The sequence below is a fragment of the Sorangium sp. So ce1036 genome, from assembly GCF_051369805.1.
GTDB lineage: Bacteria > Myxococcota_A > Polyangia > Polyangiales > Polyangiaceae > Sorangium > Sorangium cellulosum_F.
Genome location: NZ_JBBMOX010000001.1, coordinates 7,108,191 through 7,125,923, shown reverse-complemented (window position 1 = coordinate 7,125,923; position 17,733 = coordinate 7,108,191). Strand labels below are relative to the sequence as shown.

The following is a 17,733-nucleotide window of genomic DNA, read 5'->3' as shown; positions in this document are numbered from 1 at the left end:
GCTTCGCCTCGCCGATGCCCGCGCTCAGCCGCGCGCCATCGCGAACGCGATGCCGCTCTGCAGGGTGCCGCGCACGACGAGCCGCTCGAAGGCCACGCCCAGACCGACGAGGGTCCGCGCCACGTCGGGCCGGATGCCGGTGAGCACCGCCTGCGCGCCGAGGAGGCTGACCGCCTGCGCTGCCTGGACGAGCGCGTTGCCCACCGCGGTGTCGACGACCGTGACCCCGGTCACGTCGAGGATGGCGAACTGGGCTCTCCGCTGCGTGATGCCGTCGAGGAGGGTCTCCAGGACCCGCTTCGATCCCGATGAAGTCGGAGCTGCAATCGACCAGGCGGAGCAACGCCTGCCACGGGACGGCGCTGTTGCCGCTCCACGCGCTCGCCTGGCGCAAGGCGTCGATCGTGTGTTGCTGCTCGGCGACGCGCTGCTCGAGCGCCTCGATGGGCTGTCGCAGCGGGGCACTCCCGGACTCGCGTGCGCCATCAGAGCGGCTGTCGGACGTTGCCACATATCCCAGGTACCTGAAGCCCCGTCCGGGGGCAACGTCATCATGGCCGGGGATCTCCGTGATGCGCGGTGGTCCTCGAGCGCGCACGAGAGTCTGCGAGATCGTGTAGCCCATCTCCGCATTTCGGTCGACGCCCGCGCCGAGTCATTCGGTCGTGAGGGCGGAGAGCCTGGCGCAACCTGGACTCCTGTGGTGCGGCGCCCTCCCCGGCGAGCGACACACGCGCTCGTGGGGTCACGCCGCGGGGCCGGCCGGCGCAGGCTCCGGAGCGACGACTCGCGGCCGCACAGCAGCCCGCGGAGGGTGAAGCGGAGGAACCGGCGCTCGCCGCTCACGCGCCCGGAGTACGCGGAGTACGCGGCGCGCCGGGGCGTGCCGGACGCGCAGCGGGGCCAGGTGAGGACGCGGGGCGGGGACGTCGACCTCGAGGTCGATCGCCTCTGCTCCAACGCTACTGCGGGAAATCGGGCCGAGAGGCGGACCGCCATGACGCCAAGGGTGCCAAGGAAGTAGCAGGGGAAAATGGAGGGACAGCCCTCCCCCTCTCCTTGGCGTCGTCGGCGCCATGGCGGTTCTTCTGCTGATCCGGGGCAACTTCCCGCAGCAGTGCTGGCTCTCGGTTGATGAAACGAGAGGTGTCACGCTACCAGGAGAGAGGTTATGGTCAAAGTGCAAGTCAGGCTCAGGGTCGATTCGGTGAGAGATGCGGAGCGGTATTATTGTGATGAGCTGGGGCTGTTCGACTCTTGTTACGACTATGGAATGGGGACGGTGTCCCTGGTCTCCAGGGACAACCCCACCTTCTTCTTGGTCCTCTCGACTGGGTCTGGCGCCGCGTCTGATGATTATCTGTTCGGCCTCGAGACGAAAGACTGCGATCTGCTCTTCGAGCGGTTGAGATCGGTGAGGTTCGAGACGGGCGGGCGGCTGCTGAGCAGCGAGGTGTTTGAGTATCCTCTGGGTAAGAACATCCTGCTGAAGGATCCTTCGGGGAATAAGTTTTTGATCTTTGAAGAGCGTATTTGAAGAGCGCCCCCTCGCCGCGGGCTCGGGCGCGCCGGCGGGTGGTGGCCTCGTTTGGGGGCTCACCTCCGGGGCTTGCGTTCCGGCGGGCCTATCTTGTGGCCCGCCTGCACGGAAGCCCCGGAGGTGAGCCCCCAAACGAGGCCACCACCCAGCAGCTCGTCGTCGCGGCCGGCGCCGGCTTCGTCCGCACCGCGGACGGCCTCGCGCCGGATCGCCTCGCGTCGCGCCGGACAGAGGAATCCTGGGGCGGCGCGGCGGAGATCGTGGGCACCGCGGTCGCGTACGCGCGCGGCGGCGGCGCTGCGGTCACCGTTGCGGGGCCGGGCCGGAGCTGAATAGAGTGGCCGCGTGAACCCCGCTCGGCAGAAGGCTGTTTCGCTCCACCGTGGCCGCGCCCGCACGCTCGCTGTGCGTCGCGCTATCCTCTCATCCTCCCTGTCTGCGCTCCTCGCCTGCGTGGCGGCCTGCGGCCCTGCCGCGCCGGCCAAGGAGCCGGCCCCGCCGTCCGCAGATCCCACCTCCGCCGCGCCCCGCGCGCCGGCGGCGCCCGCCATCGACACCGCGCTCGGCGGCCGGCTCTTCGACAAGTTTTACGGGAAAGAACCCCCATTCTCGGCCTTCGTCCCCGACAGCTCGAAGACCCAAGGGGTCCTGGATGGTCAAGGCGGTCCCTCGGGCAACGGGACGCTGAGGCTCGGATCCGGGGAGGCGATGAGCAACGACGCCGGGCATGACTACCGGCTCAAGAGCTTCTTCGGCTGGGATCTCAAGGGGCGCGAGGGCATCTATGGGCCGAGCGCGATGGCGAAGGGGTACGCCGTCTCAAGGAACCTCCTCGGGGGGCGCGAGACACGCGAGGAGCTCGTCCTCCTGTTCACGAAGGGAGATCACGAGATCCCCGCGTACGGCGACGTGCTCACGCCCCCTCAGATCGAGGCCATGGCCGCGTACGTGATCGGCGTCCGCGACGGCGCGCTCCCGCACCCCGACCAGATCTTCACGATCAAGCCGCCGGCGCAAGGGTATTACGCGCTCCTGCCGGGCGGCGACGCGGCCCGGGGGAAGGCGTACATCGAGGAGCGCTGCTCGTCGTGCCACGGCGACGACGGGACCGAGGTGCTCTTCGACGACGGCGCCTACTCGCTCGGCGCGCACGCGCGGCAGAAGGCGTACGAGGACTGGCACAAGATCCTGAACGGGCAGCCGGGATCTCCCATGGGCCGTCAGGTCCGTGGGAGCACCGGCAAGGAGATGGCGCAGGAGATCCTCGATATCCTGGCGGCCCTCTGCGATCGCGCGGCGTTCCCTCCAGGGAAGGCGACGGCGAAAGACGTCGAGGACGGCGACGGGCGCTGCGGTCCTTATCTGAAATAAGCGCACCGAGCAGAACCGGACCGGGCCAGGCGGCCGAGGGGGGGCAGTGCTAGCCTTTCACCCGCGCTGCTAACCTTTCACGCTCGCAAGGACACCACCGTGGAACGAACGCTCGTCCTCATGGATCACGACGGCGGCGTCGACGACTACCTCGCGGCGATCCTCCTGATGACGATGGACCACGTCGACGTCCTCGGCGTCGTCGTCACGCCGGCCGATTGCTACATCCGGCCCGCCGTCAGCGCCACGCGGAAGATCCTCGACCTCGCGGGCCGCCACGACGTGCCCGTCGCCGAGAGCACGGTCCGCGGGCTCAACCCCTTTCCGCCCATGTTCCGGCGCGACGCCTTCTGCGTCGACAACCTCCCCATCCTGAACGAGCGCGACGAGATCCTCACCCGGCGCGTGCCCGAGGCCGGGCAGGCGTTCATGGCCAGCGCCCTGCGCGCCGCCCCGGCGCCCGTGACGCTCCTCGTGACCGGGCCGCTCACCACCGTCGCCGCGGCGCTCGACATCGATCCTCGCGTCGAGGGGAAGATCCGCGAGATCCTCTGGATGGGCGGCGCGCTCCACGTGCGCGGCAACGTGGAGCGGGTCATCGAGAGCGGACAGGACGGCTCCGCCGAGTGGAACGTCTACTGGGACCCGATCGCCGCCGACCGCATCTGGCAGACCACGATCCCGATCACCCTCTGCCCGCTGGACATCACGAACCTCGTCCCCATCACCCAGGCGTTCCTCCGCCGCCTGTGCCGCCAGCGCCGCCATCCGCTCTCCGACCTCGCGGGCACCTGCTACGCGCTCGTGGCCCAGCAGGACTACTTCGCCTGGGACGTGCTGACGACCTCGTACCTCGGCAAACCCGAGATGTTCACCCTGCGCGCCTGGGAGACCGAGATCGTCACCGAGGGCCCCTCGCAGGGCCGCACCCGGGTCGTCCCCGGCGGGCGCCCGATCCAGGCGCTCGACCAGGTGGATCTCGAGCGCTTCTATGCCTATCTCCTCGCCCAGTGGTCGAGGTGATCGCCGCTCGCCGAGATCGGCTGTCGGGGGGCACCGGATCTCCCCCGTATCCCGTGGACCCGCGCCGCCGTGCGCTCGAGGCGATCTGCGGGCTCGTCGGCGCCCACGTGGGCACGTGTGCGAGATCGCAGGGGTTCGTGCGCGTCAAGGCTCACGCCCCTGGGGGCGAGCAGGTTTGAGTCATTTGACTTATTGAGTCGTTTGCCTTAAACCCCCCCGCGGAGGTCTTGATGAGCACCGACACGAGCGAGCAGGTCCTGGAATATCCGTTCCGTGCCCCCTCAGCCGTGGAGCCGCCGGAGGAGTGGGCGAAGCTCCGCCAGGGTTGCCCGGTCGCCCACATCCGGCTGCCGAGCGGGGACAAGGCGATGCTGGTCACGCGTTACGACGACGTGCGCCAGGTGCTCTCGGATCCGCGGTTCACCCGCAACCTCGCGCAGGACGGCGCGGCGAGGATCACGGCCAACGAGGGCGGCAGCGCCTTCGAGAACAAGGACGCGGCCGATCTCGCGGGCGGCGAGGCGCACGAGCGATGGCGGAGGCTCATCAGCCGGTGGTTCACGGTCAAGCGGATCTCCGCCATGCAGCAGCGCATCGAGGCGATGACGCACCAGCTCGTCGACAAGATGGTCGCGAAGGGCCCGCCCGCCGACCTCGTGAGCGAGCTCGCCTTCCCCTTGCCCGTCTGGGTGATCGCCGAGATCCTGGGCATCTCCGTGGACGATCGCGACCGGCTCGCCCACTGGTCCAACGCGATGCTCACCATGACGCAGTTCACCCAGGAGGAGGTCGACGAGGCCCAGGCGGAGTTCGTCCAGTACCTCACGGGCCACATCGCGAAGAAGCGCGCGGAGCTCGGGGACGATCTGCTCAGCGATCTGATCCGGGCCGCCGACGAGGGAGAGCACATCAACGAGAGGCTCCTCCTGATGACGGCGCAGGGCATCCTGGTGGCCGGGCACGAGACCACCTCGAACATGATCGGCAAGATGATCGCCATGCTGCTCTCGGATCGGAGGCGCTGGGAGCAGCTCCTGGCGGAGCCCTCCCTCGTCCGCAGCGCGGTGGAAGAGGCGTTGCGCTTCGACGCCAACGCGGGCTTCGGGCTGCCGCGCTTCGTCACCGAGGAGATCGAGCTCTCGGGCACGAGGGTGCCCGGCCGCACGACGCTCGTCTGCAACATGGCCGCGGCGAACCGGGACGAGGGGGCCTTCGAGCGGGCCGATGAGATGGTGCTGAACCGCTCGCCGAACCCGCACCTCACGTTCGGCGCGGGGGCCCACTCCTGCGTGGGTCAGGCGCTGGCGCGCACCGAGCTCCAGACCGTGCTGTCGGTGCTCCTGCGCCGGCTGCCCACGCTCGAGCTCGCCGTCTCGCCCGCGGAGCTCCCCCGCCGCGAGGGGCTGCTCGTCGGCGGGATCGAGCGCGTCCTCCTGCGCTGGTGACGAGGGGCATCATGGCGAGCCCGAGGGGCAGGCAAGCGCACGGCAACGAGACGCGGGAGGTCATCCTCGCGGCGGCGGAGCGGCTCTTCGCCGAGCACGGGGTGGCGGCGGTCTCGAACCGTCAGGTGAGCGAGGCGGCAGGGCAGGCGAACAACTTCGCCGTCGGCTACCACTTCGGCACCAAGGCCGATCTCGTGCTCGCCATCGTGCGCCGGCACGCCCCATCCATCGAGCGGCGGCGGGCCGAGATGCTCGCGGCCATCAAGGGCTCGTCCGACCTGCGCGACTGGATCGGCTGCCTGGTGCGGCCGAGCACCGAGCACCTCGCCTCGCTGGGCAGCCCGAGCTGGTATGCGCGCTTCATCGCCCAGGCGACGACCGACCCCGCGCTGCGGCAGATCGTGACCGACGAGGCGGTCGCCTCGGCGTCGATGCGAGGGGTCATCGAGGGGCTGAACCGGCTCATGCCGATCCTCCCGGAGGAGGTGCGCGAGGAGCGGAGCGACATGAGCCGGCAGCTCATCGTGCACACGTGCGCCGAGCGCGAGCGCGCGCTGCACGCGGGCACGCCCACGCCGCGCGCGACGTGGGAGGCCGCCGCGGTCGGGCTGGTGGACGCCCTGGTCGGGCTGTGGCGGGCCCCCTTCACCCCCACGAAGTGACTGCTGGACGAGCAAGAAGAGAGAGAGGTCATTCATGCGCGTGATCGTGGATTTCGAGAAGTGCTGCGGAGCAGGCCAGTGCGTGATGCTCGCGCCCAGGGTGTTCGACCAGCGGGACGACGGCATCGTGATCCTGCTCGACGAGGCGCCGCCGGAGGAGCAACACGCCGCGGTCCGAGAGGCCGCCACCGTCTGTCCGGGCGCGGCGATAAGGCTCGACGAGAGCGCATGAAGGCCCCGTCGAGCGTGCTCGTCGTCGGCGCCTCCGCGGGCGGCCTCGCCGTCGCGGAGGCGCTGCGGCGCGAAGGGGACGCGGCGAACGGGATGACCTGCTGTCCGCGGTGATCGATGACGAGGGGAACCTCACGACCGGCGCGGCGTGCGCGCGAACCGAGCAGAGGGTGAGCGTCAGCGGAGCAGCCAGGCGATCTCGAGGAGCCACTGGGCCACCTCGGCCGACTGGTCGAGGCGATTGACCAGGGGGGCGTCCGGGAGCCAGCCGCCGTCTGCGGCCTGCGCGGCGAGGAGGTTCGTCGCGACGGCCGCGGCGAGGCGGCGGGCGCCCGGGCTGCCGCTCGCGCGCGCGAAGAGCGCGGAGCCCCAGCCGACCTTGTGGCCGAAATGCTCGGACGGCAGCGCGCCGCACCGGCGGGCGAACTTCACGTAGCGGCGCGCCCCCCGGAGGTATCGCCTGCGCCCGGTGGCTCTGTAGAGCTGGGTGAGGAAGGCGATCGGATACCCCACGAAGAACCATGCCTGCCCCGGCCGCCTGGCCTCGACCACGTGCAGCGCGGCCTGCTCCGGCGGGTAGGAGGTGACGAGATCGCCGCCCTTGCTCCGGCGGAGGTACAGGCGCTCCTCCACGTCCGGCTGGAGGTCGTGAAAATCGAGCAGCGCCTTGCCGGCCGCCCTGGCCGCGCGCAGATCGCCGAGGTGAAGGGCGGCGAGCCCGAGGTGGGCCGTCATCAACATCTCGACTTGCCCCTGCTTGCCGCCGGATCCGGGGCCATCGAGCAGGGCGGCGCCGAGGCGCGGGTGCTGGAAGCCGCGCAGGTACTTCCAGGCCCGGAGGCTCACGTCGAAGCGCCCGGCGCGGTGCGCCCCGAGGAGGATCCACCCGTTCAGATAGCCCGGGTACTGGGAGAGCACCGGGTCGGCCGTCTTCACGCCTGGGGCGGTGTTGAAATCGCCGCTCGGGTCGCCGAACGCGGCCGCGATGTGGTCGAGCAAACGATGCGCCGCGCGGGGCCTGCCGATGAGGTGCATCAGCGAAGGGGCCTTGTAATAGGCAGCGAGATCCGTGATGTCCGGCCCGAAGCTGCCGTCGGGCTGGAGCTGCCCCTCGATCCAGTCGGCCGCCCGGAGGGCCGCCGCGTGGCACCTGTCGGCGAGCTGGGCGACGTCGTCGGCCCCGGGCGCAGAGGAAGTGGACGGGCGCGGCTCGCTCGCCGGCGCCGCGGGATCGCGGGCAGGGGGTGCATCCACGGCCCCGGTGCCATTGCCTGAGGGGAGAGGGGGATGGGAGATGTCGGACATGACGTTCCTCCTTCGGGCTTTCGAGCTCACCGCGATGATCCGGTCAGCGTCCGGCGGGCGCGCGGGCGGTCCGGATGCCGCTGCGGGGGCACTGCGAGCCACGGCACATTAGAGAGGGGTTTGCCGGGAGGGGCAAGGGCCCGTGATGCGCGATGGCGTGGGCCGCCGCGAGGTCGCGCGCGTCCCTCATGGTCAATCGACCGACGCGCGGGCACCCTCGATCCCGGGGCGTGCTGGCCTGATCATGCCCGCCCGGGCGAGGAGAGGGCGCGTGCTACACACCCGGGGTGCCAGCGCTCCTGATTCTGACGTACGTGGGGTTCGTGAGCCTCGGCCTCCCCGACGCGGTGCTCGGCGTCGCGTGGCCGTCGCTCCGCGACGCGTTCGGGCTGCCGCAGAGCGCGCTCGGCGCGATCCTGGTCGGGACGGGGGTGGGGTACTTCTCGTCCGGGCTCGCGGCGGGGAGGCTGGTGCAGCGGCTCGGGGTGGGCAAGCTGCTCACGCTCAGCAGCGGCCTCATCACGGTCGCCATGGTCGGCTATGCGACGGCGCCGGTCTGGCCGCTGCTGATCCTGTGCGCGCTGGTCGCCGGGCTGGGCTCGGGCGCGATCGACGCGGGGCTCAACGCCTATGCGGCGAGCAACTTCTCCGCGCGCCACGTGAACTGGCTGCACGCGTGCTACTGCCTCGGCGCGGCGCTGGGGCCGCTCATCGCGACGGCGGCGCTCGCGGCCAGCGGCTCGTTCCGCTGGGGGTACGCCGCCATCGGCGCGATCATGCTGCTGCTCACCACGTCGTTCGCCCTGACCAAGGCGTCGTTTCGCGCGCCGGTGGCGGGCGGCGCGGGCGCGCCGGAGGCGCCGGGGGCCTCGGCCGTCGCGGCGCTGCGGCGCGGGCGCGTGTGGCTCCAGATCGCGGTGTTCTTCGTTTACTCGGGGCTCGAGGTGACGCTCGGGCAGTGGTGCTTCACGATCAACACCGAGGCGCGCGGCGTCGCGGAGGAGGCGGCCGGGCTCTGGGCGGGCGCCTACTGGGGCAGCCTCGGCGTCGGCCGCGTGCTGCTCGGCGTGGCGGTGGAGCGCGTGGGCGCGGACCGGCTCCTCCGGATGGCCACGCTGGCGGCGCTGCTCGGCAGCGTGCTGTTCGCGGTCGGCCCGGCGTGGCCGGGCGCCGTGGGGCTCCTGGTGGCGGGGCTCGGGCTCGCGCCGATCTACCCCACGCTGATGTCCCGCACGCCGGCCCGTCTCGGCGCGTCCACGGCGCACGCGATCGGGTTCCAGGTGAGCGCGGCCATGCTCGGCGGCGTGATCTTGCCGAGCGTCGGCGGGGTGCTCGCCGCGCGGCTGGGGCTCCCTTCGATCGGGACGCTCGCGGTGATCGCGGCGGCGGGCCTGTGGCTCCTGCACGAGGCGCTGATCCGGGTGACGCGCGAGCCGCAGCCGGAGGCGGCGTCGGCCGCTGGCTAGAGCGGGATTCGGTCGCGAGACACCTTCCGTCTCCCGTCTCCCGTCTCCCGTCTTCCGTCTCCCGTCTCCCGTCTCCCGTCTCCCGTCTTCCGTCTCCCGTCTCCCGTCTTCCGTCTCCCGTCCTCGTCTGGCCTCTTCGTGCGCGTGCGCGCTCATTCCCTCCTCGTCTCTCATCATCCGCTTCTGGCTCCATCCGCGAATTCGTGGTCGTGCGGGTGCTCAACACGCACGATCGTGCAGGAGGACGAGCACGGGATGAGCGCGCACGCGCACGAAGAGGGAGAGGGAAGACGGGAGAGGGAAGACGGAAGACGGGAGAGGGCAGAGGGCAGTGGCCCCCTCAGCCGATCGCCTCGGCCGTGAGCAGGCGCGTCCTCCGGCCCGACGCGAGCGTGAGGTGCTGCCCCCAGCTCGTCTGGTGCGGAATATCCCCCTCCACGAGCGCGCTCTCCCGGATCGCGAACCCCGCCGCGCGGTACGCCGGCCGCAGCACCTCCTCGACCCGCGCTTCCGTCAGCTCGGGGAGCCCGAGCCGCGCCGCGTACGGCCGGTCGTCGAAGACGCTCTGGTTGAGCAGCGCGATGAGCTCGCCGCCCGGCCGCACGAGCCGCCGCAGCGCCTCGAGCACCGGCGCCTCCGGCAGTACGAGCGCCGAGAGCAGCGACGCCCAGGGGAAGTTCACCGTGAGCGTGTGGGCGAGCCCGGTCAGCTCCTCGGGCAGCGCCTGCACGGACGCCACCACGAAGAGCGCGTTCGGCCGGCCTCCCCGCGCGACCTTGCGGCTGGCGCGCCACGACACCTCGCGCATCCGCTCGCCCGCAGGGTCGACGCCGATGCAGTACGTGTCGGCGTGCGCGCCGGCCGAGCGGTACACGAACCGGCCGTCGCCCGTGCCGACGTCGATGAGGACGCGCGCGTACCCGGCGAGCTTCGCCTCGAGGTCCGCGCGCGTCCACGCGTGGGACTCCTTGCCGACCTGCACGATCATCGTCGCCTCGATCGCCTCGATCGCCTCGAGCGCCGCCGCGCCCCCCGGCCGGCGCCGGCCGGGGCGCGGCCTGCGCGTCAGCCGCCCCCGCGCCCGCCCTCGGCCTCGACGAGCTCCCGGCAGGCGATGGCCCGCACGAGATCGTCGCTCGCCTCGCGCAGCATCCGGACCAGCATCGGCAGCCGCGGCGCCGCCGCCGGCGCGCCCTCCGGCGCCGCCTGGAGCGCCGCGATCCGCGACTCGGCGCGGCCGAGGACCTCCCGGTCGACGCGGTACGACGGGAACAGGTGGGTGAAGTACGCGGACGCGAGCTCGTGCGTCCGCGCCTCGAACACCCTCTGCACCTGCTCGAAGAACGCCGCCACGTACGGCTCCAGCAGCGCGCGCTGGAACGACCAGTTGAAGCCCGACATCGCCGCGCCCGTGAGGTGCAGCGAGCCGTACCCGTCCCCGTGGAAGCGCTCCCACGCCGCCGCCTTCGCCGCCGGATCCGGGCGCGCCGTCTCCGCGCGCAGCGCGGCGCGCTGGCCGCGATCGGACGGATCGCGCCGCTTCTCGGCCTCGAGCCGCTCGGCCGCGCCCTCCATGCCCCGCGCCACCCACTTCACGGCGACCGTCCAGCGCATCTCCTGGTCGATCTCGAGCCCGTCCACCCCCAGCTCGCCGTCGACGAGGCGCGCGGCCAGGGCCAGATCGGGCGCGGAGTAGGCCACGCTGAGCAGCGTCCGCGCCCACACGATCTGCGCGTCGCCGCGCGCCGCCCGGAGCGCCGAGAGCGCCAGGCCCGTGAACGCGCTCGCCTCCGCGTCGCGCAGGGCGTCCGGTACGTAGCGCGCGAGCGCCATCACCGCGTTGCCCAGCACCGGCTCGACGATCGTGAGGTCCGGCTCGGCGGGCAGCTTGTCGCGGACGAGCGCGAGGTACGCCGGGGAGGCGAGCTTCTGGTCGCGCACCATGTTCCAGAGCGACGCCCAGAGGAGCTGGCGCAGGAGCGGATCCTCCACGCGGCCGAGGTGCTCGCGCACGAACGCGAGCGAGCCCGGGTCGAGCGCGATCTTCGCGAACGTGAGGTCGTTGTGGTTCGGGAACACGAGGCGCGGCGCCCTCCGCCCCCGCGCCGCCGCGACCTCGGTCACGGCGCCGTCGATCTCGGCGGCCACCGCGTCGATCACGAGCGCGCCGCCCTCCTCGCGCGCGAGCGCCACGTCGATGCGGTGCGGCCGCAGGGTCGGGTAGTCGACCGGCGCCGTCTGCAGCACGCGGAGCCGGCCGATGCGGTCGCCCTCGGCCTCCCACTCCGCCGTCAGCGTGTTGAGCGACGCCTGCTCCAGCCAGGCGCGCGACCAGGCGCCGAGGTCGCGGCCCGAGCCCTCCTCCAGGGCGGACAGGAACTCGCGCAGCGTCGCGTTGCCGTACTGGTAGCGCTTGAAGTACCGGCGCATCCCGTCGCGGAAGGCGGGCAGGCCGATCGCCGCCACGAGCTGCTTCATCGCGGCCGCCCCCTTGCCGTACGTGATGCCGTCGAAGTTCAGGAAGGTGTGCTCCGTGTCCGCGAGCTCGCCGGCGATGGGGTGGGTCGTCACGAGCTGGTCCTGGCGGTAGGCCCAGCTCTTGATGACGTTGAACGCCTGCCACGCGGCCGGCCGGAACCGGGTCGCCCGCTCCATGGCGAGGAAGGCCATGTACGTGGCGAAGCTCTCGTTCAGCCAGAGATCGTTCCACCACCGCATGGTCACGAGGTTGCCGAACCACATGTGCGCCATCTCGTGGAGGAGCACCTCGGCGCGCGTGAGGCGCTGGTGGTCCGTCGGCGGGTCGCGGAAGATCATCCGCTCGCTGTGGGTCACGGCGCCGACGTTCTCCATGGCGCCGGCGTTGAACTCCGGGACGAAGATCTGGTCGTACTTGGTGAACGGGTAGGGGTAGTCGAAGAAGTCGGGGTAGAAGTCGAAGCCCTGCTTCGTGATCGTGAAGAGCTCCTCGGCGTCGAGGTGCTTGGCGAGCGATCTCCGGCAGTAGAGCCCGAGCGGGATGCCGCGGTGCTCGTCGCGCACCCCGCTGTACGGGCCGGCGACCAGGGCGAAGATGTAGGTGCTGAACCGGGTCGTCTCCTCGAAGATCCGGGTCGAGCGCCCCGCGCCCGCGGCCATCGTGCGGGTGATGCGGGCGTTGCCGATGACCTCCCAGTCGTCGGGCGCGGTCACGGAGAGGCGGTAGCTCGCCTTGATGTCGGGCTGGTCGAAGCAGGGGAAGAGCCGGTGCGCGCTGAACGGCTCGAAGTCCGAGTAGAGGTACTCCTCGCCGTCCTCCGGGTCGCGGAAGTGGTGGAAGCCGTCGCCGGTATGGTCGTAGTCGTTCTCGTAGACGACGCGCACGCGCGTCTCCGGGTCGAGCAGCTTGCCCGGGAGCAGGATGCGGCAGTCGGCCCACGCGGGGTCGACCGCGACGCCGTTGATCTCGAGCCGCTCGATGCGCCGGCCGCGGAAGTCGATGAAGGTGTCGCCGCGGCCGCGGACGTCGAAGTAGGCGATCGCCTCGCCGCGGTAGCCGCTCCTGCCGCGCGAGAGGTCGAGCGAGAGCTCGTAACGCACGTTGCCGATGCGCGCGGCGCGCTCCTCGGCCTCCTTCTGGGTGAGCACGTCCCGTCCGGGGCCGCCGGTCTTCTCCGTCATGGCCTGCACCCTAGGACGAACCCCCGGAGGGGAGCCAGCGCATCTGGCACGGCCGCGATCGCCCTGCCGCCCGCGGGCCTGGGGGGTGGGGGGCCTGGGGGCCTCCCCCCGGGGCTTGCGTTCCGGCGAGCCCCTGTCGTGGCTCGCCTGCACGAAAGCCCTCCGGTGAGCCCCCAGGCCCCCCACCCCCCCAGGCCCACGGGCGGCCGGCCTGGAGAAAAGGGACCGGGTTGTGCCAGGGCGGCGCTGATATGTGCAGTGGAGGGGGGTCTGGCACTGGCTCAAACGCAATGCATTGCGACACACCGCGTGCCAGACCCCTCGAGAACGCTCGGGGGAGCGATCTTCTGGGCAAGATTGTGCCAAAAATGCGGTTTCTGGCGAAATTTTGTACAAACGACCCCGCGCACACCCTCCTCGTTGTGCCAGAAGGGGGGGCCGGACCCCTCCGGACCGCAATGCAGGGCGCTCGCGGGGGTGCCGGACCCGTCCCGGGGCGCAGCGCAGAGCGCTTGCCGGGGAGGCGGACCCCTCCGGACCGCAGCGCCGGGGGCGTGCCGTCGGGCGCGCGCCGTGGTCGCGCCCGCGCGGGCCGGCTATGCTCGGACCATGCAGCGCGCGCCGGTAACCTGGGTGATCGATCCCGACGATCCGCGGGCCCCACCGCAGGAGATCTGGGACCGGATGACGCCGGAGGAGCGGCAGCGCGTCCTCGATGCGCTCCCGTCGGAGCTCGAGATCTCCGAGCCGCGCCCGCCCGAGGGCGACTTCCACTTCAACGCCAAGGTGGCGGCCCGGGACACGCTGGGCGGGTACTTCCAGAGCATCGGCAAGCGCGTGTACGTCGCGTGCGAGCTGCCGATCTACACCCCGGACGGGCGCATGGTCGCGCCGGACCTCATCGCGGTGCGCGACGTCGAGGTGAAGGAACGCGCCTGCTGGTCCGTGAGCGCGGAGGGCAAGGGGGTCGATCTGGCGCTGGACATCCTCTGGAACGAGAGGAGCCAGGAGGAGCTCGAGGTCGACATCGCCCGCTGCGCGTCGCTCGGGATCCCCGAGTACTTCGTCTTCGACCGGCGCAACCGCCGGCTTCGTGGCTACCGGCTCGCCCAGGACGGCGCGGGCTACCAGCCGATCGCCCGGCACGCGGGCCGGCTCACGAGCGCGGTGCTCGACCTGGACCTGGGCGTGGAGGGGGACCGGCTGTGCTTCTACTATGCGCTGGCCCGGCTGCCGGAGCCGCGCGAGGTGCTCGCCAGGTTCCGCGCGATGGTGAACGACCTCATGGCGCTCCGTGAAGAGGCCGAGCAGCGCCTCGACGAGGCCGAGGAGCGCCTGGAGGAAGCGCAGCAGCGCGCCGACGAGGCCGAGCGAAGGCTGGCCGAGGCCCTGGCCGAGCTGGAGTGCCTCAGGCGCGAGCGCGGCTGAGGGCGCGCGGAGCGCCTGGAGCGCCTGGAGCGCGGCGCGGCCGGGCGCCTGGCTGGTCGTGTCTGCGCGGGCCCGCTATGCTCGCATCATGCAGCGCGCGCCGACGTACTGGGTGATCGACCCCGACGATCCGCGGGCACCGCCGCAGGAGCTCTGGGATCGCATGACGCCGGAAGAGCGGCAGCGCGTCCTCGACACGCTCCCATCGGAGTTCGAGGTGTCGGAGGCGAGCCCTCCCGAGGGCGATTTCCACTTCAACCCGAAGATGGCGGCCCGGGACGCGCTGGGTGGGTTCTTCGAGCGCATCGGGCGGCGCGTGTACCTCGCGTGCGAGCTGCCGGTCTACTACCCGGCAGAGCGGATGTTCGCGCCCGATCTCATCGCGGTGCTCGACGTGGAGGTGAAGGAGCGGGCCCACTGGTCCGTGAGCGCCGAGGGCAAGGGGGTGGACCTGGCGCTGGAGATCCTCTGGAGCGGGAGGACCAAGAAGGATCTCGAAGACAACGTCACCCGCCACGCGTCGCTCGGCATCTCCGAGTACTTCGTCTTCGACCGGCGCCGTCGCCGGCTTCGTGGCTACCGGCTCGCCCAGGACGGCGCGCGCTACCTGCCGATCGTCCCGCAGGAGGGTCGGCTCACGAGCGCGGTGCTCGACCTGGACCTGGCCCTGGAGGAGGACCGGCTGCGCTTCTTCCACGGGCAGACCGCGGTGCTGGAGACGCGCGAGCTGCTCGCCAGGCTCGGCACGATGATGGGGGACCTCGAGGCGCGCATCGAGCGGACCGAGCTGCGCCTCAATGAGGAGAGGCAGCGCGCCGACGAGGAGCGGCGCCGCGTCGACGAGGCCGAGCGGCGCGCCGACGAGGAGCGGCGCCGCGTCGACGAGGCCGAGCGGCGCGCCGACGAGGAGCGGCGCCGCGTCGACGAGGCCGAGCGGCGCGCCGACGAGGAGCGGCGCCGCCTCGACAGGGAGAGGCAGCGCGCCGACGAGGCCGAGCGGCGGCTGGCCGAGGCCCTCGCGGAGCTCGCGCGCCTCAAGCGCGAGCGCGGCTGAGCGCGCGCCGGAGGTCGGCTCAGGTCGCGGGAGCGGCGCGTCGCCACGCGAGCGTGATCGCGATCCCCGTGAGCGCGCCGACGGCCTGGAGGAGGTGGGCGAGCACCGAGACGGCGATGGCCGAGCTCACGGTGAGCCCGAGCAGCGGGGCGGCGAGCGTGAAGGCGCCGTCCGTGGCGCCGATCTGCGCGGGGATGAGGTCGCCGGCGGCTGTGCCGATCGCGCCCACGCCGTACGCGGCGAGCGCGCGGAGCGGGCCGCTGTCGGCGCCGACGGCGGCGAGGAGCACGGCGTACTGCACGGCCTGGAGCGCGCGACCCGCGCAGAAGGCGGCGAACGGCCGGCCCGGGACGGGCGGGTGCGCGCGGACGGCCTCCTGGAAGGCGGCGGTGGCGTGGCCGGCGCGGGCGAAGCGCCGGGTGATCCACGCGAAGGCGGCGCGCTGCCGCGCCGCGAAGGCGACGCAGAGGCCGCTCGCGACCGAGAGGGCGACGTGCACGAGCAGGCCGGCGGCGAGCGGCGAGGCGCCGTTCGTCCACCCGACGGCGAGGGCCGCGAGGAGCGACAGCGGGGCCGCGGACAGCAGCGCGAGCGACTGGTTCGCCGTGCCGATGGCGGCCGCGCGCGGGGCGCCGACGTGGGGGGAGAGCATCGCGGCCTTGACCGCCTCGGCCGTGGCGCGGCCGGCCGGCATGAGCGACGCGACGGGGTAGGCGACGACGTGGATGCGGGCGAGCTCCGCGAGCGGGACGCTCCCCGGCGGGCAGAGCGCGCGGGTCGCGAGCAGCTCGCAGCCGAGGCGCGCCGCCTCCAGCGCCACGAGGAGGGGCAGGAGCGGCGCGGCGCGGCTCACCGTGGCGAGCAGCGCCGCGGCGCCGACGTGCCGGATGAGCGCGATCAGGGCGACGAGGCCGAAGGCGCCGAGGGCCGCGTGGAGCAGCGCCCGGCGCCGCGCGCGGCGGGCGGCGGACGCGCTCCTGAGGGCGCGCGGGGCAGGCGGGGCGGCGGAGCGCGGCGCGTCGGCGCCGGCCCGAGCGCGCTCGTCGGCGCCGGCCCGAGCGCGCTCGTCGGCCGACGCGCGCTCCTCGCGCCGCGCGTCCTCGTCGCGCCGCGTGCCCACATCGCCCCGCGCCGCCCCGGCGTGGCTGCCAGGGCATTCCTCTGCCGCTCGGGCCGGAGTCGTCATGAGAACGGATTGCGCTGCGAGGCGCGTGCCGGCGCCGCGTGCGCACGCCCTGCGCATGCGGCGTCCGGCCACGCTGCGGGGCGTCGACGCCCCGGGCGCGCCGCGCGGCGTGCTCGACGCAATCGATCGAGGCCGGGCGAAGCCCTCGGCGCGATTTCCCGCGGTGCCGTGGTCCAGAAGGACCCCGCGAGACCGGAAGTCCGCCAGGGGCACGGAATTTACAGTGTAATGAATGTTGCATATGAAAGTGTGCTCTCCCCGCCGCTGCGGTGGCGCGCAGTCGGCCGGCGCGACTCCAGCGCTTGCCGAGCACCGTCAGGACGCCGAACGGGTCGAGACGCGTCCCGACTCAACGGGTCGTCCAGCCGATGAATTCGCCGGTGAGCGGGCCGAGGGCGCGCGGATCTCACCCGCGGCGCGCGCGCAGGGCGGCGTCCGCGCTGAAGACCGCGAGCGCGGCCCAGATGCACGCGAAGCTCACGGCCTGCGTGGTCGTGAACGGCTCGCCATAGACCAGGACCGCCAGCAGGAACTGGCCGCTCGGCGCGAGGTACTGCAGGAAGCCCAGGGTGGTCAGCGACAGGCGCCTTGCCGCGTTCGTGAACCAGATGAGCGGAAGGGCCGTGACGATGCCCGTGGCGGCGAGGAGGACATGGGTCCTCACGTCGGCGTGACCCAGGGCGCCGTCGCCCTGGACATGGAGGCTCACGAGGTAGGCGACGCCGATGGGCGCGATGAACGAGGTCTCCAGGGTGGAGCCAGGCAGCGAGTCGACCCGCGCGACCTTGCGCAGCAGGCCGTACACACCGAACGTCCCGGCCAGGGCGAGCGCGATCCAGGGGACCGTGCCCGCGCGCACGGCGAGGTGCACCACGCCCGCGGACGCGAGGCCGAGCGCGAGCCACTGGGCCGGGCGCAGCCGCTCGCGCAGAAAGAGCATGCCGAGCAGCACGCTGAGCAGCGGGTTGATGAAATACCCGAGGCTCGCGTCGAGCAGGCGGTCCACCGCGACGGCGTAGATGAAGAGCACCCAGTTCGCCGAGACGAGCGCCCCGGTCGCCGCCATCGCCAGGAGGACCCGGCGGTCGCGGAGCGCCGCGGCGAGCGCGCGGCGCTGCCCCGTGGCCAGCGTGAGCGCCGCGAACGCCAGGAGGCTCCACACGGTGCGGTGGGCCAGGATCTCGACCGCGCCCACGTGCCGGAGCTGCTTCCAGAAGACGGGCACGATCCCCCAGGCGCTGTAGGCCGCGACGCCGTACAGCACCCCCCACGAGCCCTGCCGGCGGCCGTCGCGGGCCTCGTCGGGCGCGCGCATCGGCGATCGGGCCTGTTCTGGTGCGGTGCTCGCCATTCAACGCTCGA

The 17,733-nt window shown here is 72.4% G+C and carries 16 protein-coding genes and 1 pseudogene; 11 read left to right on the top strand and 6 right to left on the bottom strand.

All coding sequences use genetic code 11. The features are described from left to right. Window positions 1–24 precede the first annotated feature (24 nt). Complete coding sequence (locus WMF31_RS26690; protein ID WP_436604647.1) at window positions 25–486, bottom strand: STAS domain-containing protein; 462 nt, start codon at window positions 484–486, stop codon at window positions 25–27. A gap of 685 nt (window positions 487–1,171) precedes the next feature. Between WMF31_RS26690 and WMF31_RS26685 the strand changes: the two genes are divergently transcribed. The 7 genes from WMF31_RS26685 to WMF31_RS26655 all read left to right on the top strand — a co-directional run bounded on the left by WMF31_RS26685 (window position 1,172) and on the right by WMF31_RS26655 (window position 6,273). Next, window positions 1,172–1,537 carry a VOC family protein gene (locus WMF31_RS26685; RefSeq protein ID WP_436604646.1) on the top strand — a complete coding sequence of 122 codons (366 nt, stop codon included), beginning with the start codon at window positions 1,172–1,174 and terminating at the stop codon, window positions 1,535–1,537. Window positions 1,538–1,632: 95 nt separating this feature from the next. Continuing rightward, window positions 1,633–1,872: a hypothetical protein gene (locus WMF31_RS26680; protein WP_436604645.1), complete on the top strand. Its 240-nt coding sequence runs from the start codon at window positions 1,633–1,635 to the stop codon at window positions 1,870–1,872. Window positions 1,873–1,993: 121 nt separating this feature from the next. Next, a complete protein-coding gene (locus tag WMF31_RS26675; protein ID WP_436604644.1) occupies window positions 1,994–2,911 on the top strand; it encodes a c-type cytochrome in 918 nt (305 codons plus the stop codon). 99 nt (window positions 2,912–3,010) lie between these two features. Next, entirely contained in the window at window positions 3,011–3,934 is a 924-nt protein-coding gene (locus WMF31_RS26670; protein ID WP_436604643.1) for a nucleoside hydrolase, read from the top strand. A gap of 230 nt (window positions 3,935–4,164) precedes the next feature. Then, window positions 4,165–5,379, top strand: coding sequence for a cytochrome P450 (locus WMF31_RS26665; RefSeq protein ID WP_436604642.1), 1,215 nt, complete (start codon window positions 4,165–4,167; stop codon window positions 5,377–5,379). 11 nt (window positions 5,380–5,390) lie between these two features. Next, a complete protein-coding gene (locus WMF31_RS26660; RefSeq protein WP_436604641.1) occupies window positions 5,391–6,041 on the top strand; it encodes a TetR family transcriptional regulator in 651 nt (216 codons plus the stop codon). A gap of 34 nt (window positions 6,042–6,075) precedes the next feature. Further along, on the top strand, window positions 6,076–6,273 hold the full coding sequence (locus WMF31_RS26655) for a ferredoxin (protein ID WP_436604640.1): 198 nt from the start codon (window positions 6,076–6,078) through the stop codon (window positions 6,271–6,273). 176 nt (window positions 6,274–6,449) lie between these two features. Here WMF31_RS26655 and WMF31_RS26650 read toward each other — a convergent pair whose 3' ends face one another. Beyond that, window positions 6,450–7,577, bottom strand: coding sequence for a hypothetical protein (locus tag WMF31_RS26650; RefSeq protein WP_436604639.1), 1,128 nt, complete (start codon window positions 7,575–7,577; stop codon window positions 6,450–6,452). A gap of 287 nt (window positions 7,578–7,864) precedes the next feature. On the opposite strand from WMF31_RS26650, the gene WMF31_RS26645 reads away from it, so the two are divergent. Both WMF31_RS26645 and WMF31_RS26640 read left to right on the top strand, forming a co-directional pair. After that, a complete protein-coding gene (locus WMF31_RS26645) occupies window positions 7,865–9,043 on the top strand; it encodes an MFS transporter (RefSeq protein ID WP_436604638.1) in 1,179 nt (392 codons plus the stop codon). Window positions 9,044–9,086: 43 nt separating this feature from the next. Beyond that, a pseudogene (locus WMF31_RS26640) lies at window positions 9,087–9,164 on the top strand (hypothetical protein); the annotation flags it as partial. 219 nt (window positions 9,165–9,383) lie between these two features. Here the strand turns inward: WMF31_RS26640 and WMF31_RS26635 are convergent. Further along, entirely contained in the window at window positions 9,384–10,031 is a 648-nt protein-coding gene (locus WMF31_RS26635; protein WP_436604637.1) for a class I SAM-dependent methyltransferase, read from the bottom strand. Window positions 10,032–10,108: 77 nt separating this feature from the next. After that, on the bottom strand, window positions 10,109–12,703 hold the full coding sequence (gene pepN / locus WMF31_RS26630; protein ID WP_436604636.1) for an aminopeptidase N: 2,595 nt from the start codon (window positions 12,701–12,703) through the stop codon (window positions 10,109–10,111). 609 nt (window positions 12,704–13,312) lie between these two features. Here pepN and WMF31_RS26625 point away from each other — a divergent pair. Both WMF31_RS26625 and WMF31_RS26620 read left to right on the top strand, forming a co-directional pair. Beyond that, the gene (locus WMF31_RS26625; RefSeq protein ID WP_436604635.1) at window positions 13,313–14,131 is read left to right on the top strand and encodes a Uma2 family endonuclease; all 819 of its coding nucleotides are present in this window, start codon (window positions 13,313–13,315) and stop codon (window positions 14,129–14,131) included. Window positions 14,132–14,219: 88 nt separating this feature from the next. Beyond that, entirely contained in the window at window positions 14,220–15,185 is a 966-nt protein-coding gene (locus tag WMF31_RS26620) for a Uma2 family endonuclease (protein WP_436604634.1), read from the top strand. Between the two features lie 19 nt (window positions 15,186–15,204). Here WMF31_RS26620 and WMF31_RS26615 read toward each other — a convergent pair whose 3' ends face one another. Beyond that, window positions 15,205–16,371, bottom strand: coding sequence for a lysylphosphatidylglycerol synthase domain-containing protein (locus WMF31_RS26615; RefSeq protein ID WP_436604633.1), 1,167 nt, complete (start codon window positions 16,369–16,371; stop codon window positions 15,205–15,207). Window positions 16,372–16,777: 406 nt separating this feature from the next. After that, window positions 16,778–17,686 (bottom strand): EamA family transporter RarD, encoded by a 909-nt coding sequence (gene rarD / locus WMF31_RS26610; protein WP_436604632.1) that lies wholly within the window; start codon window positions 17,684–17,686, stop codon window positions 16,778–16,780. Between the last annotated feature and the right edge of the window lie 47 nt (window positions 17,687–17,733).